Source organism: Zhengella mangrovi, assembly GCF_002727065.1.
GTDB lineage: Bacteria > Pseudomonadota > Alphaproteobacteria > Rhizobiales > Rhizobiaceae > Zhengella > Zhengella mangrovi.
The window spans coordinates 1-16,631 of sequence record NZ_PDVP01000008.1 but is presented as its reverse complement, the minus strand read 5'-3'; the positions used below and the strand labels follow the sequence as shown (position 1 = coordinate 16,631).

Genomic DNA, 16,631 nt, shown 5'->3' with positions numbered 1-16,631 from the left:
GAACAGCCCGCTCGCCAGAACAGCAAACGGAGGAGACCCATGCTCAAGATCACACGACGCGCCCTGGCGGCAATGGTGGCGGCGACCGCCCTCGTGGCCGGTTCAGGCGCGGCCATGGCCGAACCGGTAAACCTGACGGCGGAAACGTCCAGCCCCGGCAACTCGCCGCACCTCTCCATCGTCCACATGGCCGATATCCTGGCCCGCGCCGGCATCGCCAACCTGCAGGTCCAGGAAGGCCAGACGGCGACCAACACCATCGTCAACGTTGCCGAGGGCAAGGCCGACATCGCCTCCACGCCCCTGATCCTGCACTTCCTGCTGCGCCGCGGTGCCGGCCCCTATGCCGCCCAGGGCGAGAAGGGCAAGGACCTCGCCGCGAACCTCCGGGTTCTCTATCCCTACAACTCGGGCGCCTACGGCCTGTTTGCCCACCAGAGCACGGGCATCGCCAAGTGGGACGACATCAAGGGCAAGACCATCTTCAACGGGCCGCCGCGCGGCGCCGCCCTCGTCAGCGCACGCCTGCTCATCCAGGGTGCCACCGGCTTCAAGGACGGCGAAGACTACAAGGGCATGCAGGCCAACTGGGGCCAGCTTCCCGGCATTCTTGTCGACGGCTCGGCGCAGGGTTTCGCCGTTCCGCTCACTTTCCCGTCCGACCGCATCACCACGGCGCTGGCCGCCGGCAAGGTCAATCTCCTGTCCGTGCCCAAGGCGACCTACGAGAGCGACGCATTCCAGAAGCTTCTCAGCGCGCCCGGCAATACGCCCTACGAGGTCAAGGCCGAGGAGATGGGATACGGCGCCGACCAGGGCGTGAACCTGATTTCCGAGGATGGCGTGTTCCGCGGCATGGGCTCCGCCTTCGCCGATACCGTCAACAAGGACATGGACAAGGATCTCGTCAAGCGGATCGTCAAGGCCTACATCGACGCGCTGCCCGAGCTGAAGACCAAGGCGCCCTACATGGGCAATGTCGGCCTCGCCAATCTCGACGGCAAGGCTTCAGGCTTTTGCGCCGCCGGCGTCAAGTATCACCCCGGCGCCATCGAGGCCTGGGAAGAGGCCGGGTACACCATCCCCGACTGCGCCCGCTGACCGGCGCGGCTGCCGGGCAGCCCGTGAACGGCTGACCGGCGGCCCGGGAGCGCCATGTGCCGGACCGTGCATGGCGCCGTTCCTGCCCGTGACCAATGGAGACTGCCATGACCGAGACGAATGAGGCATCACGCCCTGCCGTTCCCGCCGACCCCACGGAGGTTTCGGCCAGTGGCGACGACCGGGGCCTGAGCTTCGCCTCGGTCCTTGGCCTGCTGCTCGTGTTCATCGGCATGCTCAATACCATCCCCTCCATCCCGGGGCTGGATGACCTGGCGCAGGAGATCGCCGGCTCGCAGTCCTTCACCATCCGCAAGTTCCCCTACGAATGGCTCTACCCGCTGGCCTTCGTGCTCATGATGACGATCGTCGCCCTGGCCCACAGCTTCTGGCGCACGGTCTCCCAGGGCGACGCTTCGCCCGCCCGGCGGCGGCTCGCCCTGGCCATGGATATCGCGCTTGTCACCGCCGCCGTCGTCATCGCGGTCTCCTACCTGGTCGAGATCGACGCGGTCTGCATGGTCGACCAGTTGACCGGCGACCGCCAGGCGCTGATCGCCAAGGCCCTGGCCGAGCAGAAGGAACTGTCAGAACTCTATGGCCTGCCCGCCGCCGCGACCGTGGACGATCCGTCCTGCGTCAACACGCTCGGCGTCTGGATCTTCGCCGTCGTCGGCGTCTCGATCGCCATTTTCCTGGCCTACAACGTGAAGGTCTGGGGCTTTCCGCTGGTTGCCGTCGCCATCGCCATTGCCGCCTATACCGTGATCACCGTCTTTGTCTGGTATGCTTTCGGCGCCGACGGCATGAACAAGTACCTGATCACCAAGCTCGGCGGCGAACCGCGAATGCTGCTCGACGGGCGGCCGAATGTCCAGGACATCCTGGTCAACAACAGCCAGGGCCTGCTCGGCCGTTTCATGGGCATCCTGCTCAACACCGTCTTTCCCTACATCGTGCTCGGATCGCTCTTCGGCATCAGCGCGGGCGGACGCTCGCTGATCAAGATCGCCTTCCTGCAGACCCGGCGCCTGCGCGGCGGGCCGGCCCATGCGGCCATCGTGTCCTCTGCCCTGTTCGGCACCATTTCCGGCGGGCCCGTCGTCAACGTCCTGTCCACCGGCGTCCTGACCATCCCGATGATGATCCGGCGCGGCTTCTCCCGCACCTTCGCCGGCGGCATCGAGGCCGCCGCCTCGTCCGGCGGCCAGATCATGCCGCCCGTCATGGGTGTCGCCGCCTTCGTCCTCTCGGCCATGACCATCGTTCCCTACCGGGACGTTGTCATCGCCGCCATCATCCCCTCGCTGGCCTATTTCGGCTGCCTGTTTCTCGCCGTCGTCTTCCAGGCCCGAAAGCAGGGCATCGAGGCCGTCGGCGAGGCAACCGAGGACATGCGCCTGACCCGTGACGACTGGATTCACCTGCTGATGATCGCGTTGCCGATCCTGCTCATCATTGCCCTGCTCATGGTCCCCAAGGAAGCGGTCGGCTGCGGCCCGATCGCCGGCCTGTTCGGCGCCGAGCGCAGTTTCGAGGGCGGCACCTGCACGGTCACCTCGCTGCCCTGGCTTTTCCAGCTGATCCAGAATTCCGCCGGTGACGCCGGATCGGCCGGCTGGTGGGCGACGGCCCTGCTCTGCGTTCTGCTGTTCCTGGACCACGAATTCCGCGCCCGGCCATCGCGCCTGTTCTCGGCGCTCGCCGATGCCGGCATCCTGATCTCCACCCTCTACCTGATGTTCCTCGCCGTCTCGGTAATCGACTTCTGCCTCAACTTCACAGGCCTGTCCGGCTTCATTGCCCGCGACATGCTCGGCCTGCTGCGCACGTTCGCCCCGGAACTGCAGTCGGGCGGCATCTTCCTCTTCCTGGCGCTGGTCGTCACCATGATGCTGGCCATCTTCCTCGGCATGGGCATGCCGACGGTGCCCGCCTACATCAACGTCGCGCTGCTGATGGGTCCGATGATCATCGGCCTCGGCATCGCCAATTTCACCGCCCACATGTTCATCTTCTTCTTCGCCGTCGCATCGGCCATCACGCCGCCTGTCGCCGTTGCCGCCTTTGCCGCCGCATCCATCACCAAGGCCGATCCCATGGCCACCGGCTTCTCCGCCGTCAGGTCCGGCATCGTCATGTTCGTCCTGCCCTTCGTTTTCGCCTTCTACCCGGAATTGCTGCTCATCGATGCCGCGAAGCTCGACCCGGCCGCCGGGTCCGCCGTGCAGTTCATCGACGGCTACGGCCCCGGCATCGACTGGCTGGCCCTCGCCTGGATCCTCGTCCGGCTCGCCCTCGCGCTCTATCTCATGGCAAGCGCGCTGACCCGTTTCGACCGCAGGCGGATCGGTTCCGTGGAAACGGTCCTGCGTCTTGCCATTGCCGTGCTCATCCTGATGCGCGATCCCGCCATCGCCGTCCCGGCCATCATCGCTGCCCTCGGACTGGTCGCCTGGCACACCCTGTCAGCACGGATCCCGTCAACCGCCAGGACCGGCTGATCCGTTCCGCCTCCGCAGTGCCGTCAGGCCTGGTCGGCGTGGGTGGCCAGCGGCGACAGCAGGAGGACCACGGCAAACAGAACCGGCAGCGCCAGGAACACCGCGGCAAACCCGGTGTGCTCCGCGACCGAACCGATGATCGCTGGAGCGAAGAGAATACCGGAATAGCCCATGAAGGTGACCACCGACAGTGCGACGCCGGGGGCGAAGCCGGGCAGGTTTCCGGCCGCCGAAAAGGCGATCGGCACCATGTTGGAAATGCCGATCCCGCAAATGGCGAACCCGGCGATGACCAGGCCCGGCGTCATGGACAGGCCGGCCAGCACCATGCCGGCCATCGCCAGCAGGGTGCAGAGCCTGAGCGTCGTCACCGCGCCGATCCGGTCGCGAACGCCGTCGCCGGCAAAGCGCATCAGCGCCATCGTGGTCGAAAAAGCGCCGAACGCGAAGCCCGACTGCGTCAGCGACGCGCCGCGCTCCTGCCGCAGGTAGAAGGCCGCCCAGTCCAGGATCGCGCCTTCCGGAATCATCGAAAACAGGGCCATCAGGCCGACCAGCCACGGCAGCGGCGACAATGGCAGCCGCCGGGAATGCCCCTCCGTTTCCCGGCCGGGCGCGTCGGCCATCACGGAACGCCAGATCGCGGCGAGAACGGCGGCGCCGGCCGCGGTGACCAGCAGGGAATGGCCAAGCACGCCGAGCGAGGCGATCAGCCAGCCGCCGGAAAAGGAACCGGCCAGCGCGCCGAGCGACCAGAACCCGTGGCACGACGACATGATCGATCGCCCCATCGACCGCTCGACCGCCACCGCGTTGGCATTCATGGTCACGTCCATGCCGCCGACCGCCATGCCCAGGAAGAAGACCACGACCGCGGCGACAGCCGGTGTCGGGGCCAGGGAAACCGCCAGCATGGCGAAGGCGGTGGCCAGAGCCAGCGGGCGGACGAGGGGGCGGCTGCCAAGGCGCGCCATCAGGGCACCGGCAACGGGCATGGCCACCATAGAGCCGATCCCGAAAACAAGGATGAAAACGCCGAGCGCCCCTTCGTCCAGACCGAGCCGGGCGGCAAATTCCGGGATCTTCGGCGCCCAGTTGCCCATCACGTAGCCGTTCAGCAGGAACAGGCCCGAGACGGCAAGACGGCTGGCGGGAAACGCCGCGCCGGGCTGCATGGGCGCGCTGGGTGCAGTCATGCTTTCATTTCCTTGGTGGCAGCGGCAGGCCGAAGCCTAGCGACGCCGCCCGTTTGGCGGCGGGAACCGGAGAGGACGAGACGGCGGAGAGGATGGCGACCGGTGCCGCCATCGTCAATTCCATGCCCCGCCGCTTCAGGCAAGGGTGGACGAACGCCTAGGGCAGCCGGGTCCAGCGGCCATTCGCACGCGATGAGCGTACACAGGCCTCGATGAACCGCATGCCGTCGAGTCCGTCGCGCACACCGGGGAGCAGGCTGTCGGCGGGCAGGCCGCCGCCGCCGCGCATTGCCCGGATGGCCGATGCGGCCTCGGTGTAGAGCGTGGCGAAAGCCTCCAGGTAGCCCTCCGGGTGGCCGCCGGGGATGCGCGTCACGCGGGCCGCGGCATCGTTGGCGCCCGCACCGCCGCGCGTCAGCAGCCGTCTTGGCTCGCCCAGCGGTGAAAACCACATGGCATTCGGCTCTTCCTGGGCCCACTCCAGCCCCGCCTTCGTGCCATAGACGCGGAGCTTCAACCCGTTCTCGTTCCCCGGAGAAACCTGGCTTGCCCACAGCATGCCCTTGGCCGGTGGCCCGTCGCCGCGCGGCGCGAACCGCAGCATGACGTGGGCATTGTCATCCAGCCGCCGGCCGGGAACGAAGCTGTCGAGATCGGCCGAGACCGTCTCCGTTTCGAGTCCGGTCACGAAGGACACCAGGTTCCAGGCATGGGTGCCGATGTCGCCGACGCAGCCTCCCGCGCCGGACCGCGCAGGGTCGGTGCGCCAGCTTGCCTGCTTCTGGCCGGTTTCCTCGATCGGATCGGCCAGCCAGTCCTGCGGATATTCCACCTGCACGACCCGGATGGTCCCGAGATCCCCGGCTTCGATCATCGCGCGCGCCTGCCGCACCATCGGGTAGCCGGTATAATTGTGGGTAAGCACGAACAGCCTGCCCGTATCCTCCGCGAGTCTTGCCAGCTTGCGGGCATCGCCAAGCGTCGATGTCAGCGGCTTGTCGCAGATGACATGGATTCCGGCCTTGAGAAATGCCCGGGCGACGGGGAAATGCATGTGGTTCGGCGTGACGATCGCGACAGCCTCGATGCCGTCCTTCAGCCGCCGCTCGCGCCGTGCCATCGCCTCGAAGGAGCCGTAACAACGGTCCGGCGCCAGGCCGAGTTCGGCCCCCGAGGCCAGCGCCCTTTCCGGGTCCGACGACAGAGCCCCGGCGGCAAGCTGGAAATGGCCATCGAGCCGCGCGGCCATGCGGTGGACCGCGCCGATGAAGGCACCCTGGCCGCCGCCCACCATGCCGAGCCGGACCGGCGCCCGCTGCGGCCCGCCTTGCGAGGATTGCACCATGACCGCCTCCTAGCCGATGCCCATCATCTTGCGGATCGCCGCGCGGTCCGTCGAGCCGCCGGCGAAATCGTCGAACGCCGTCTCGGTGACGCGGATGATGTGATCCCTGATGAAGGGCGCCCCTTCCGCCGCACCGTCCTCCGGATGCTTCAGGCAGCACTCCCACTCCAGCACCGCCCAGCTGTCATAGTCGTACTTGGCCAGCCGCGAGAATATCCCGGCGAAATCCACCTGCCCGTCGCCGAGCGAGCGGAAGCGGCCGGCCCGGTCGATCCAGTTCTGGTATCCCGAGTAGACGCCCTGCCGCCCGGTCGGGTTGAACTCGGCATCCTTGACGTGGAAGGCGGATATCCGCTCGTGGTAGATGTCGATGAAGTCGAGGTAGTCGAGCTGCTGCAGGACGAAGTGCGACGGATCGTAGTTGATCGTGCAGCGCCGGTGCCCGCCAAGACGCTCCAGGAACATCTCGAAGGTGACACCGTCGAACACGTCCTCGCCCGGGTGGATCTCGTAGCCGATGTCGACGCCCTGATCCTCGTAGACGTCGAGAATCGGCCGCCAGCGGCTGGCGAGTTCGTCGAAGGCTTCCTCGACGAGGCCGGCCGGCCGCTGCGGCCACGGGTAGAGGTAAGGAAAGGCCAGCGCCCCGGTGAAGGAAACGGTGACATCGAGCCCCATGTTGCGCGAAGCCCGGGCCGCCAGCCTGACCTGGTCGACCGCCCAGGACTGGCGGGCCGCCGGATTGCCGTGAACCTCGCTTGGCGCGAAGGCATCGAACTGCGCATCGTAGGCCGGGTGCACCGCGACGAGCTGCCCCTGCAGGTGCGTCGACAACTCGGTGACGGCCACGCCTGCATCCGCCGCGATGCCATTGATCTCGTCGGCATAGTCCTTGGATTCGGCAGCCTTCTTCAGGTCGAACAGGCGGCCGTCCCAGGTCGGGATCTGGATGCCCTCGTAGCCCAGGTCCGCCGCCCACCGGGCGATCGATGGCAGCGAGTTGAACGGTGCCTCGTCACCGGCGAACTGCGCCAGGAAAATTCCGGCCCCTCTCATCGTCTTTGCCACGGGTCTTGCCTCCTCGGATTTCGCGCATCGGCGCATGTGTCAATCGATCGTGTCTTGCGGATCATCGCCGCGATGCCTCCGCGTTCCCGGCCTGCGGCACGGTCAGGTCCACCGAGCTGGCGTGCCGGTCGATTTCCGTCAGTTCCTCCGGCGAGAAATCCAGCCCGGACAGCGCCGCGGCCACGTCCTCGACCTGCTCGGGCCGGCTAGCCCCGACAAGGGCGCTGGTCACGCGCCCGCCGCGCAGCACCCAGGCGATCGCCATCTGCGCCAGGGACTGGCCCCGGCTTTCCGCTACGGCACCAAGCGCGCGAATGGCCGCGGCATTGCGCGGGTTGACCAGTTCCGGGCGCAGCGACTTGCCCTGCGCCGCGCGGCTGTCTTGCGGAATTCCGTCCATGTACTTGCGGGTCAGCAGGCCCTGCGCAAGCGGCGAGAAGACGATGGAACCGATGCCGAGATCGTCCAGCGTGTCGAGCAGGCCGTCGTCCTCCACCCACCGGTTGATCATCGAGTAGCTCGGCTGGTGGATGAGACAGGGCGTGCCAAGCTCCTTCAGGATCGCCACGGCGTCACGGGTCTGCGCCGAATTGTAGGACGAGAGACCCGCGTAAAGCGCCCTGCCCGACCGGACGATCCGGTCGAGCGCCGCCATCGTTTCCTCCAGCGGCGTGTCGGGGTCGAAGCGGTGCGAATAGAAGATGTCGACGTAATCCACCCCGAGCCGCTTCAGGCTCTGGTCACAACTGGCGATCAGGTATTTCCGGCTGCCCCATTCCCCGTAGGGCCCCGGCCACATGCCGTAGCCGGCCTTCGACGAGATGATCATCTCGTCGCGATGGGCGGCGAAGTCGGAGCGCAGGATCGCCCCGAAAGCTTCCTCAGCCGCGCCGGGCGGAGGGCCATAGTTGTTCGCCAGGTCGAAATGCGTCACGCCGAGATCGAAGGCCTTGCGGCAGATCGCGCGCTTGGTCCCGTGCGGCGCGTCATGGCCGAAATTGTGCCACAGGCCAAGCGAGATGGCCGGGAGCATCAGGCCGGACCGGCCGCATCGCCGGTAGGCCATCGTCTCGTAGCGCTCCTGTGCCGGGCGGTACATGCCGCACTCCTTTCCCTGCCGGATCCGTTCACGTCGCCTTGCGCATGAGGTCACTGGCCTCATCGATCCCCAGCGGGGCCGGCTGCTCGCACCGGGTCCCGATTTCGATGAACCGGCCGCTTTCGCCCGATTCCAGGATCGCGGTCATCACGTCGACGGCATGCAGCGCCAGTTCCAGCGAACAGCGGTGCGGCCGGCCCTCCAGGATCGCCAGGGCCATGTCGGCGAGGCCCGCCGTGCGGTAGTTCGCCATCGGCCGGCCGCGGCCGTCCTTTGCATTCTCCACCGCGAAGGGATGCGCGAAGGCCGGCAGGGTGTCCACCGGCTCGTCGCGCCGTGTCATGCGAAGTTCGCCGCCGAAGAAATTGGGGTCTGGCACGTAAAGCGTGCCGCCCTCGCCGTAGAGTTCCATGTTGTGGTGCCCGTGTGCCCAGACGTCCCAGCTGGTGCCGAGCGTGATGACGGCACCGTTCTCGAACTCCATGACCGCGTGAATCGTGGTCGGCGTCTCGACCGTGATCGTCTCGCCGCTGCGCGGCTCGGAGGTGATGGTGCGCACCGGTGCGGGCGTCGACGTCATCGCGCAGACCCGCTTCACCGGACCGACAAGCTGGATCAGGTTGGTCACGTAATAGGGGCCAAGGTCCAGCATCGGCCCGGCCCCCGGCTTGAAGAAGAAGTCCGGGTTGGGATGCCAGTGCTCCATGCCGTGGCTGAGCACGTGGGCCGTGCCGCCCGTCACCTTGCCGATGGCGCCGCTCTCGATCAGCGAACGCGCACGCTGGTGCGCGCCGCCGAGAAAGGTGTCGGGTGCGGAGCCGACCCGCAGCCCCTTCGCGTCGGCAAGGGCGGCCAGCGCCTTGCCCTCCTCCAGCGAAAGCACGAAAGGCTTTTCGGAATAGACGTGCTTGCCGGCGTCCAGGATCGCCCGTGACACGGCGTAATGCGCTGCCGGAATGGTGAGGTTGACGATGATGTCGATGTCATCGGCGCCAAGCAGCCCCTCCACCGTCTCCGCACGCAGGCCGAATTCCTTCGCGCGCGCCTCTGCCGCTTGTCGGTCGAGGTCGGCACAGGCGCGAACCTCGATTCCGCGGAACAGCGGGGCAAGCCGCATGTACGCCGCCGAAATGTTGCCGCATCCGATGATGCCGACGCCAAGCTCCTTCGCCATTTCCGTCACTCCCCGAGATCGCGCAGCGTCGCCAGCGTGCGGCCCGCGAAGCGCTTGAGGTCATTGGGATTGTCATGCTCGGCCACGAAGAGATCGACCCCGGCGCCGCGAAGGGCATCCATGATCGCGGGCCAGTCGAGCACGCCGTGGCCGACGTCCGCCCAGCCGTCCTCGTCGGCGCATTCGCCCTGCGGAGCAAGGTCCTTGACGTGGGCCGTGGTCATGCGGTCGCCGTGACGGCCGATCCAGTCGAGCGGATCAGCGCCACCGCGCACGATCCAGGCGATGTCGGCCTCCCATTCGATCGACGGCGCATGTTCCAGGATCAGCGCCATCGGGGTTTCGCCGGTCGCGCAGGTCATGAATTCCCAGTGGTGATTGTGCCATCCGAACCGGAAACCCGCGTCCTGGACGCGCTTGGCCGCATCTTCCAGGCGGCGGGCGAGCGCGATCCAGTCCGCGGCATTGGCCGGGCCGCGCAACGCGTCTTCCGGCGCCGGGCAGAACAGGCGTTCCATCCCGAGGGTCCTGGCGGTCGCAAGCGTCGCGTCGATCCCGTCCTCGAACGTGCCGATGGGGAAAAAGTGGCCGGTCGGCATCGCCATGCCGTGCCGGTCGAGCAGGTCGCGAAAGGCCCGGGCGTCAGCGTAATTGCCCCCGAACCCCTCGACGTTCTTGTAACCGAGGTCCGACAGCGTCGCGATGACATCGTCCCATGGCTGGAAATTGCGGGCGCTGTAGAGTTGGAAAGAGATGGTCATCGTAGTCCTCTTGAAGTGGCCCGCGGGCGGGCTGAAAGGGTCAGACCCGCAGTTCGGTCTGCGTGTCGAAAAGGGAGGCCCGTTCCGGGTCGAAACCGATCGGGATCCGGTCTCCGGGTCGCAGCGTTGAATGGCCGTCGACGCGGAAGCGCAACTCGCTGCCGCCAAGGCGCGACCAGACGAGCGTGTCGGCGCCCATCGGTTCCACCACCTCGACAGCGACCTCGGCGCGGAACTCTTGCGCCGCGGCGGCTTCGCCGGCGACCACGTGTTCCGGCCGGATGCCGAGAACGGCGCGTTCCGGCCGCGCTGACCCGGTGCCGAAGGCATAGCGCTGCAGCGGCACGCGCTGGCCCTCGAATCCGAAGTGCGGGGCATCACTGCCGGAGAGGTCGCCCTCGAAGAAGTTGATCGCCGGCGACCCGATGAACCCGGCGACATACTTGTTGACCGGCTTGTTGTAGATCGTCAGCGGATCGGCCAGCTGCTGGATCGAGCCGCCGCGCATGATGGCGATCCGGTCGGCCAGGGTCAGCGCCTCGATCTGGTCGTGCGTGACATAGATCATCGTCGTGCTCTTCAGCTGGTGATGCAGCCGCTTGATCTCGACGCGAAGCTCGGCGCGCAGCTTTGCATCCAGGTTGGAGAGCGGCTCGTCGAACAGGAAGACGTCGACGTCGCGCACCAGCGCCCGCCCGATCGCCACGCGCTGCCGCTGCCCGCCGGACAGCTGCGCCGGCTTGCGTTTGAGCAGCGGCTCGATGTGGAGGATTTCGGCAGCCCGCGCGATGCGCCGCGCGATCTCGTCCCGGCCCATGCCGGCGTTCTTCAGGCCGAAGGACAGGTTTCCTTCCACCGTCATCTGCGGGTAGAGCGCGTAGGACTGGAACACCATGCCGATGCCGCGGTCTTTCGGCTCCTCCCAGGTGACGTTGCGGTCGTTGATGAAGACCTGCCCCCCGGTGATGTCCAGCAGGCCCGCGATGCAGTTGAGCAGGGTCGACTTGCCGCATCCCGACGAGCCGAGCAGCACGAGGAACTCGCCCTCCTGGATATCGAGGTTGAGGTCCTGCAGCACCTTCACGCTGCCGAAGGCGAGGTCGAGATTCTTGACCGATACCGATGCCATGGTGCCTTACCCCTTCACGGCGCCGGCCGCGATGCCGCGCACGAACAGTTTTCCCGAGACGAAATAGATGACCAGCGGCACCAGCCCGGTGAGAATGGTCGCGGCCATGTTGACGTTGTATTCCTTCACGCCCTGGGTCGAATTGACGATGTTGTTGAGCTGCACGGTCATCGGGTAGAGGTCCGGCTTGGTGTAGATCACGCCGAACAGGAAGTCGTTCCAGATGCCGGTGACCTGCAGGATCATCGCGACCACGAAGATCGGCATGCTCATCGGCACCATGATCCGGAAATAGATGCCCCAGAACCCGGCCCCGTCGACGCGCGCGGCCTTGAACAGTTCCTCCGGAAGCGACGTGAAATAGTTGCGGAAAAGCAGCGTCAGGATCGGCATGCCGAAGATCGTGTGCACGATGACGAGGCCCCAGAGCGAACCGTAGAGGCCGATTTCCCGCATCATGATCACGATCGGGTAGAGCATGACCTGGTAGGGAATGAAGGCGCCGAAGATCAGCACCGAGAAGAAGAAGTTGGCGCCCTTGAACCGCCAGTTCGCCAGGGCGTAGCCGTTGATCGACGCGATCGCGATCGAGACGATGACGGATGGCACGGTGATGCGCACCGAGTTCCAGAAGCCGCGCGACAGGCCATCGCAGTTGAGGCCGGTGCAGGCTTCCGCCCAGGCCTTGACCCAGGGCTGGAAGGTGATTTCGACCGGCGGCGAGAACACGTTGCCGAGACGGATCTCGGGCATGCCTTTCAGCGAGGTGACCACCATCACGTAGAGCGGCAGCAGGTAGTAGATCGAGATCAGGCCGAGCGTCCCGTAGATGACGATGTTGCGCGGCGAGATGGCCCGTTTCGGGCGGCGGCCCGAGGGTCCGGAGAGAACCGGGCGAACGGCATCCGCGGCCGCGCCGGCCATGGCGACAGACGATGGATCAGACACGTTTCTTGCCTCCGAATTCCAGGTAGGCCCAGGGAATGAGCACAACGAGCACCGAAAGCAGCATCATCGTCGATGCCGCGAAGCCCTGGCCCAGATTCTGGCCGCCGAACATGTAGTCGTAGACGTATTTCGCCGGCATCTCGGTGGCGATGCCCGGTCCGCCGCCGGTCTGTGCGACCACCAGGTCGTAGAGGCGCACGATGCCGGCCGCGATCAGCACGATCGTGGTGATGAACACCGGCCGCATCATCGGGATGACGACGAAGAGATAGGTCTTCCACATCGGGATACCGTCGACGCGCGCCGCCTTCCAGATGTCCTCGTCGATGCCGCGAAGACCGGCCAGCATGAGCACCATGACCAGGCCCGTTCCCTGCCACAGCCCGGCAATCAGGATGCCGAAGATGGCGATGTCGGGATTATAGAGCGGATCAAAGCTGAAACTGTCCCAGCCGAGCCCGCGCACGATGCCCTGCAGGCCGAAATCCGGGTTGAGGATCCATTGCCAGACCAGCCCGGTCACGATGAACGACAGCGCGAAGGGATAGAGGATGATAGTGCGGAACGTGTTCTCGAAGCGGATCTTCTGGTCCATCAGCGCGGCGAGGACGAATCCGATCACCAGGCTGAAGACGAGTGAGCAGACGCCGTAGATGAACAGGTTCTCGAAGGAGACGATCCAGCGCTTGGTGGCCCAGAGCCGCTCGTACTGGTCGAGGCCGACGAGCTTCCATCGCGGCAGCAGCTTGGAATTGGTGAAACTGTAGGCAATCGTCCACAGTGTCCCGCCGAGAAAGACCACCGAGGCGGTCAGGATCATCGGGATTGCCGCGATCTTCGACGGGATGTTTCGAAACAGCTGCCTTGGCCGACCTGTTGCCATGGTCGCCTCCCTCGCGCTCGAACGGATACGGACTGTCGGACACCGGCCTGCACCAGGGCAGGCCGGCGCCTTGCGGTCAGTGCGGCATCACTCCGCCTGGGAGATGATGTCGGCGAAGCGCTTCTGGGCAGCGTCGGGGGTCATGTCCTTGTTGGCGAAGAACTCCACGAAGAGGTCTTCCATCTGCGTGCGCGTATCCGACGTGATCAGCTGGTTGACGGCAGGAACCGTCGACCCCTTGGCGAGGATCTCGAGGCCCTTCTTCATGCAGTCGTTGGCCGCCGACAGGTCGATGTCGCCGCGGACCGGCAGGGAGCCCTTCTTCAGGTTGAAGGCAACCTGGACCTCGGGCTGCAGCAGCATGGCCGCCAGGTCGCCCTGTGCTTTGGTCTTTTCCGGATCGGACAGGACCGGGAAGTAGAAGGCATCGCCGCCAGCCAGCAGGACGTCCTTCAGGCCCAGCCCGGGCAGGCAACTGTAGTCCTTGCCGGCCACCTGCTTGGCGATGGCGAATTCGCCCTGCGCCCAGTCGCCCATGATCTGGCCGCCGGCCTTGCCCGTGATGACCATGTTGGTCGCATCGTTCCAGTTCTGGACATTGGAATCGGCCGACAGGTCGCGCGCCGTGCTCGCTGCCTGGAAGACCTTGGCAACCTCGGCGCCGCCCGCCACGTCCGCCTTCTTGTCCTTGAACACCTCCAGGTAGACGTCGTTCGGCAGGAGCGAGAGAAGGAGCACCTGGAATGCCAGGTTCTGCTGCCATCCCTGCTGTCCCATCGCCAGCGGCACGATGCCGGCATCCATCAGCTTGGGCGCTGTCTCGACGAAATCGTTCCAGTTGGCCGGAACCGGGATCCCCGCCTTCTCGTAGGCAGCGTTGCTGAGCCAGAGCCACTGCTGCGAGTGGATGTTGAGCGGAGCGCAATAGACCTTCCCGTCCACCGTGCAGGCATCGAGGATGGACGGCGGGTTGATGACGTCGCGCCACTTGCCCGCTTCCGCGATGTCGGTGATGTCGCGCATCAGCCCGGCCTCGACCAGTTCCTCCGCCTGGCGGCCGTGGTTGAACTGCGTCGCGCACATCGGGTCGCCGCCGGTGATGCGGCTGATCATGATCGGTCGCGCGGTGTTGCCGGAACCGGCGATCGCACCGTCGACCCAGTGGTTGCCCGTTGCGTCATAGGCCTTGGCGAGTTCGCTGACGGCAGCCGCTTCACCGCCCGAAGTCCACCAGTGCGTCACCTCGCAGTCGGCGGCCTGGGCCGCAGCCATGGAAAGGCCGAGCATGCTGGCGCCGGCAAGCATTGTCTTGACGAATTTCATGAGTTCCTCCCGTTTGATCCAATGGCCGGCGATGATCTCCTCGGCCGGCGCCATTCTCCTTCTCCATCGGCCTCCACCGATGTAATCGATTACATGAACACTCCCAATGTTGTGAAATCGATTACATGAAAGGTTGACGCCGAATTTCTTCCGAGTCAATGATAAAAAGAACCGATCCGAAAAGCTGTTTCCCGGCAGACGTTTGAAAGCATGGCCTCAGCCAAGATCACCGATGTGGCCCGCGTGGCGGGCGTTTCGACCGCGACGGTCAGCCGTGCCCTGAACCGGCCGGATACGGTTGCCGAAGACACGCGCCAGGCCGTCATGGAAGCGGCGGCCCGCACCGGCTACCGCATCAATTTCACCGCACAGAACCTGCGCCGCGGGCGCACCGGCGCAGCGATGGTGCTGGTGCCCAACCTCGGCAACCCCTTCTTTTCCGAGATCCTCTCGGGCATCGAGGCCACCCTCGCGAAGTCCGGCCTGAGCGTGCTTGTTGCGGACACGAGGCATCCCGACGTTCCCGCCAGCCTGTTGGTCGACTATCTCAGCAGCGGACGCGCCGACGGGATCATTTCCCTCGATGGCTCCCTGCCCGACACGCTGGTCTTGCCGGGTGATAGTGGCGGAACACGCGCCCTGCCGCCCCTCATCTACGCCTGCGAATGGAACGAGACCGCCTCCCTGCCCGGCGTCCGCGTCGACAACCGGGCGGGCGCCGCCCAGGCGATCGCGCACCTGGCCGGCCTGGGTCACGTCCGCATCGGGCACATTCTCGGTCCGCGCGACAACGTGCTGACCGGAGAGCGCATGAACGGCGCGATCGGCGAACTGGAAGCCCGCGGATTGGTGGTCAATCCGGACTGGTTCCTGCAGGCCGATTTCTCGATTGCCGGCGGTCTTCGTGCCGCGAAAACCTGGCTGGCGATGGAGCACCGCCCGACCGCCATGTTCTGCGCCAGCGACGAACTGGCATTCGGTTTCATTTCCGGCCTGCATGAAGCCGGGATAAGGGTGCCGCAGGACGTATCGGTCGTTGGCTTCGATGACATCGAGACGGCGCGCTTTTACATCCCGCCGCTGACCACCATCCGCCAACCGCGGTCCGACCTTGGCGCCGCTGCGGCCGACCTTCTTCTCCGTCTCCTGGAGCACCCCGGCACGGCCCCGTCCAGCGGCATCGAAACCCTCCCGGTCGACCTCATAGTTCGCGCGTCCACCGCCGCGCCGGCAGCCTGAACCCGCTTTCGGCCGACATTCGCGGTTCCACTCCCACGGACACGGCTCCAGCCGCAGAGGTCCGGCCCGTGCGCGGAACCATAGCCGGCCTCGAGGCCAGCCCGGCATCCTCATCCCTCCGGCAAGAATGCGCCTGATATTGCCCCCCGGATGATTGAAATTGGCACCGATGCAGGTTTCACGGCAACCCGCGCCATGGACCAGCCTATCGATCACCGGAGCGCTTCTTTGGGAGGTTGGTGACAGGCGACCGGCTCGACGAGGTATGGCGGCGATCCATGGTAGCCTGATATCGAGCCGCCTATGCCTATTAAGCAGAATTTGCGGTTTATGTCCCGCTGCGCCGGGTTTGCCGGCTTGCGGGCCCCAGACGAGATTTTCGTCCTGGACCCGTGACCAACAAAAATGCCGCCTTGCGGCGGCGTTCTGGTTGGTTGCGGGGGCAGGCTTGGACCCTGAGTCGGTCCGGTTATGGTCCGCGGGACGACGAGCGACCTCGCCAGCGGAAGCGAAGCTTTCGCGCCGGCGACGGTGCGGATGTCGGAAGTTGGTTGGTTGCGGGGGCAGGCTTGGACCCTGCGACGGTCGGGTTATGGTCCGCAGGACGACGAGCGACCTCGCCAGCGGAAGCGAAGCTTTCGCGCCGGCGACGGTGCGGATCTCGGGAGTTGGTTGGTTGCGGGGGCAGGATTTGCGGTTTATGTCCCGCTGCGCCGGGTTTGCCGGCTTGCGGGCCCCTGGAGAGGGTCTCGTCCTGGACCCGTGACCAACAAAAAAGCCGCCTTGCGGCGGCGTTTTGGTTGGTTGCGGGGGCAGGATTTGAACCTGCGACGGTCGGGTTATGGTCCGCAGGACGACGAG

The 16,631-nt window shown here is 66.0% G+C and carries 13 protein-coding genes; 3 read left to right on the top strand and 10 right to left on the bottom strand.

The window, feature by feature from the left end; genetic code table 11:
• The first annotated feature begins 39 nt into the window (after positions 1-39).
• On the top strand, positions 40-1,101 hold the full coding sequence (locus tag CSC94_RS13720) for a TAXI family TRAP transporter solute-binding subunit (RefSeq protein WP_099306927.1): 1,062 nt from the start codon (positions 40-42) through the stop codon (positions 1,099-1,101).
• 107 nt (positions 1,102-1,208) lie between these two features.
• Positions 1,209-3,605, top strand: coding sequence for a TRAP transporter permease (locus CSC94_RS13715; protein WP_099306926.1), 2,397 nt, complete (start codon positions 1,209-1,211; stop codon positions 3,603-3,605).
• Positions 3,606-3,628: 23 nt separating this feature from the next.
• Here the strand turns inward: CSC94_RS13715 and CSC94_RS13710 are convergent, their stop codons facing one another.
• The 10 genes from CSC94_RS13710 to CSC94_RS13665 all read right to left on the bottom strand — a co-directional run bounded on the left by CSC94_RS13710 (position 3,629) and on the right by CSC94_RS13665 (position 14,531).
• Positions 3,629-4,801: an MFS transporter gene (locus tag CSC94_RS13710; protein ID WP_099306925.1), complete on the bottom strand. Its 1,173-nt coding sequence runs from the start codon at positions 4,799-4,801 to the stop codon at positions 3,629-3,631.
• Between the two features lie 157 nt (positions 4,802-4,958).
• On the bottom strand, positions 4,959-6,146 hold the full coding sequence (locus CSC94_RS13705) for a Gfo/Idh/MocA family protein (protein ID WP_099306924.1): 1,188 nt from the start codon (positions 6,144-6,146) through the stop codon (positions 4,959-4,961).
• A gap of 9 nt (positions 6,147-6,155) precedes the next feature.
• Positions 6,156-7,214, bottom strand: a complete 1,059-nt coding sequence (locus CSC94_RS13700) for a sugar phosphate isomerase/epimerase family protein (RefSeq protein ID WP_099306923.1) — start codon at positions 7,212-7,214, stop codon at positions 6,156-6,158.
• Positions 7,215-7,275: 61 nt separating this feature from the next.
• Positions 7,276-8,313: an L-glyceraldehyde 3-phosphate reductase gene (gene mgrA, locus CSC94_RS13695; RefSeq protein ID WP_099306922.1), complete on the bottom strand. Its 1,038-nt coding sequence runs from the start codon at positions 8,311-8,313 to the stop codon at positions 7,276-7,278.
• Positions 8,314-8,341: 28 nt separating this feature from the next.
• A complete protein-coding gene (locus CSC94_RS13690; RefSeq protein WP_099306921.1) occupies positions 8,342-9,487 on the bottom strand; it encodes a Gfo/Idh/MocA family protein in 1,146 nt (381 codons plus the stop codon).
• Positions 9,488-9,492: 5 nt separating this feature from the next.
• Positions 9,493-10,248: a sugar phosphate isomerase/epimerase family protein gene (locus CSC94_RS13685; RefSeq protein WP_099306920.1), complete on the bottom strand. Its 756-nt coding sequence runs from the start codon at positions 10,246-10,248 to the stop codon at positions 9,493-9,495.
• Positions 10,249-10,288: 40 nt separating this feature from the next.
• Positions 10,289-11,377: an ABC transporter ATP-binding protein gene (locus tag CSC94_RS13680; RefSeq protein WP_099306919.1), complete on the bottom strand. Its 1,089-nt coding sequence runs from the start codon at positions 11,375-11,377 to the stop codon at positions 10,289-10,291.
• A gap of 6 nt (positions 11,378-11,383) precedes the next feature.
• Positions 11,384-12,301 carry a carbohydrate ABC transporter permease gene (locus CSC94_RS13675; protein ID WP_099306918.1) on the bottom strand — a complete coding sequence of 306 codons (918 nt, stop codon included), beginning with the start codon at positions 12,299-12,301 and terminating at the stop codon, positions 11,384-11,386.
• A gap of 16 nt (positions 12,302-12,317) precedes the next feature.
• Entirely contained in the window at positions 12,318-13,208 is an 891-nt protein-coding gene (locus tag CSC94_RS13670) for a carbohydrate ABC transporter permease (RefSeq protein ID WP_099306917.1), read from the bottom strand.
• An 87-nt stretch (positions 13,209-13,295) separates the two neighbouring features.
• Complete coding sequence (locus CSC94_RS13665; RefSeq protein ID WP_099307076.1) at positions 13,296-14,531, bottom strand: ABC transporter substrate-binding protein; 1,236 nt, start codon at positions 14,529-14,531, stop codon at positions 13,296-13,298.
• Positions 14,532-14,741: 210 nt separating this feature from the next.
• Here CSC94_RS13665 and CSC94_RS13660 point away from each other — a divergent pair, with 210 nt between their 5' ends.
• A complete protein-coding gene (locus CSC94_RS13660; protein WP_099306916.1) occupies positions 14,742-15,770 on the top strand; it encodes a LacI family DNA-binding transcriptional regulator in 1,029 nt (342 codons plus the stop codon).
• Positions 15,771-16,631 lie beyond the last annotated feature (861 nt).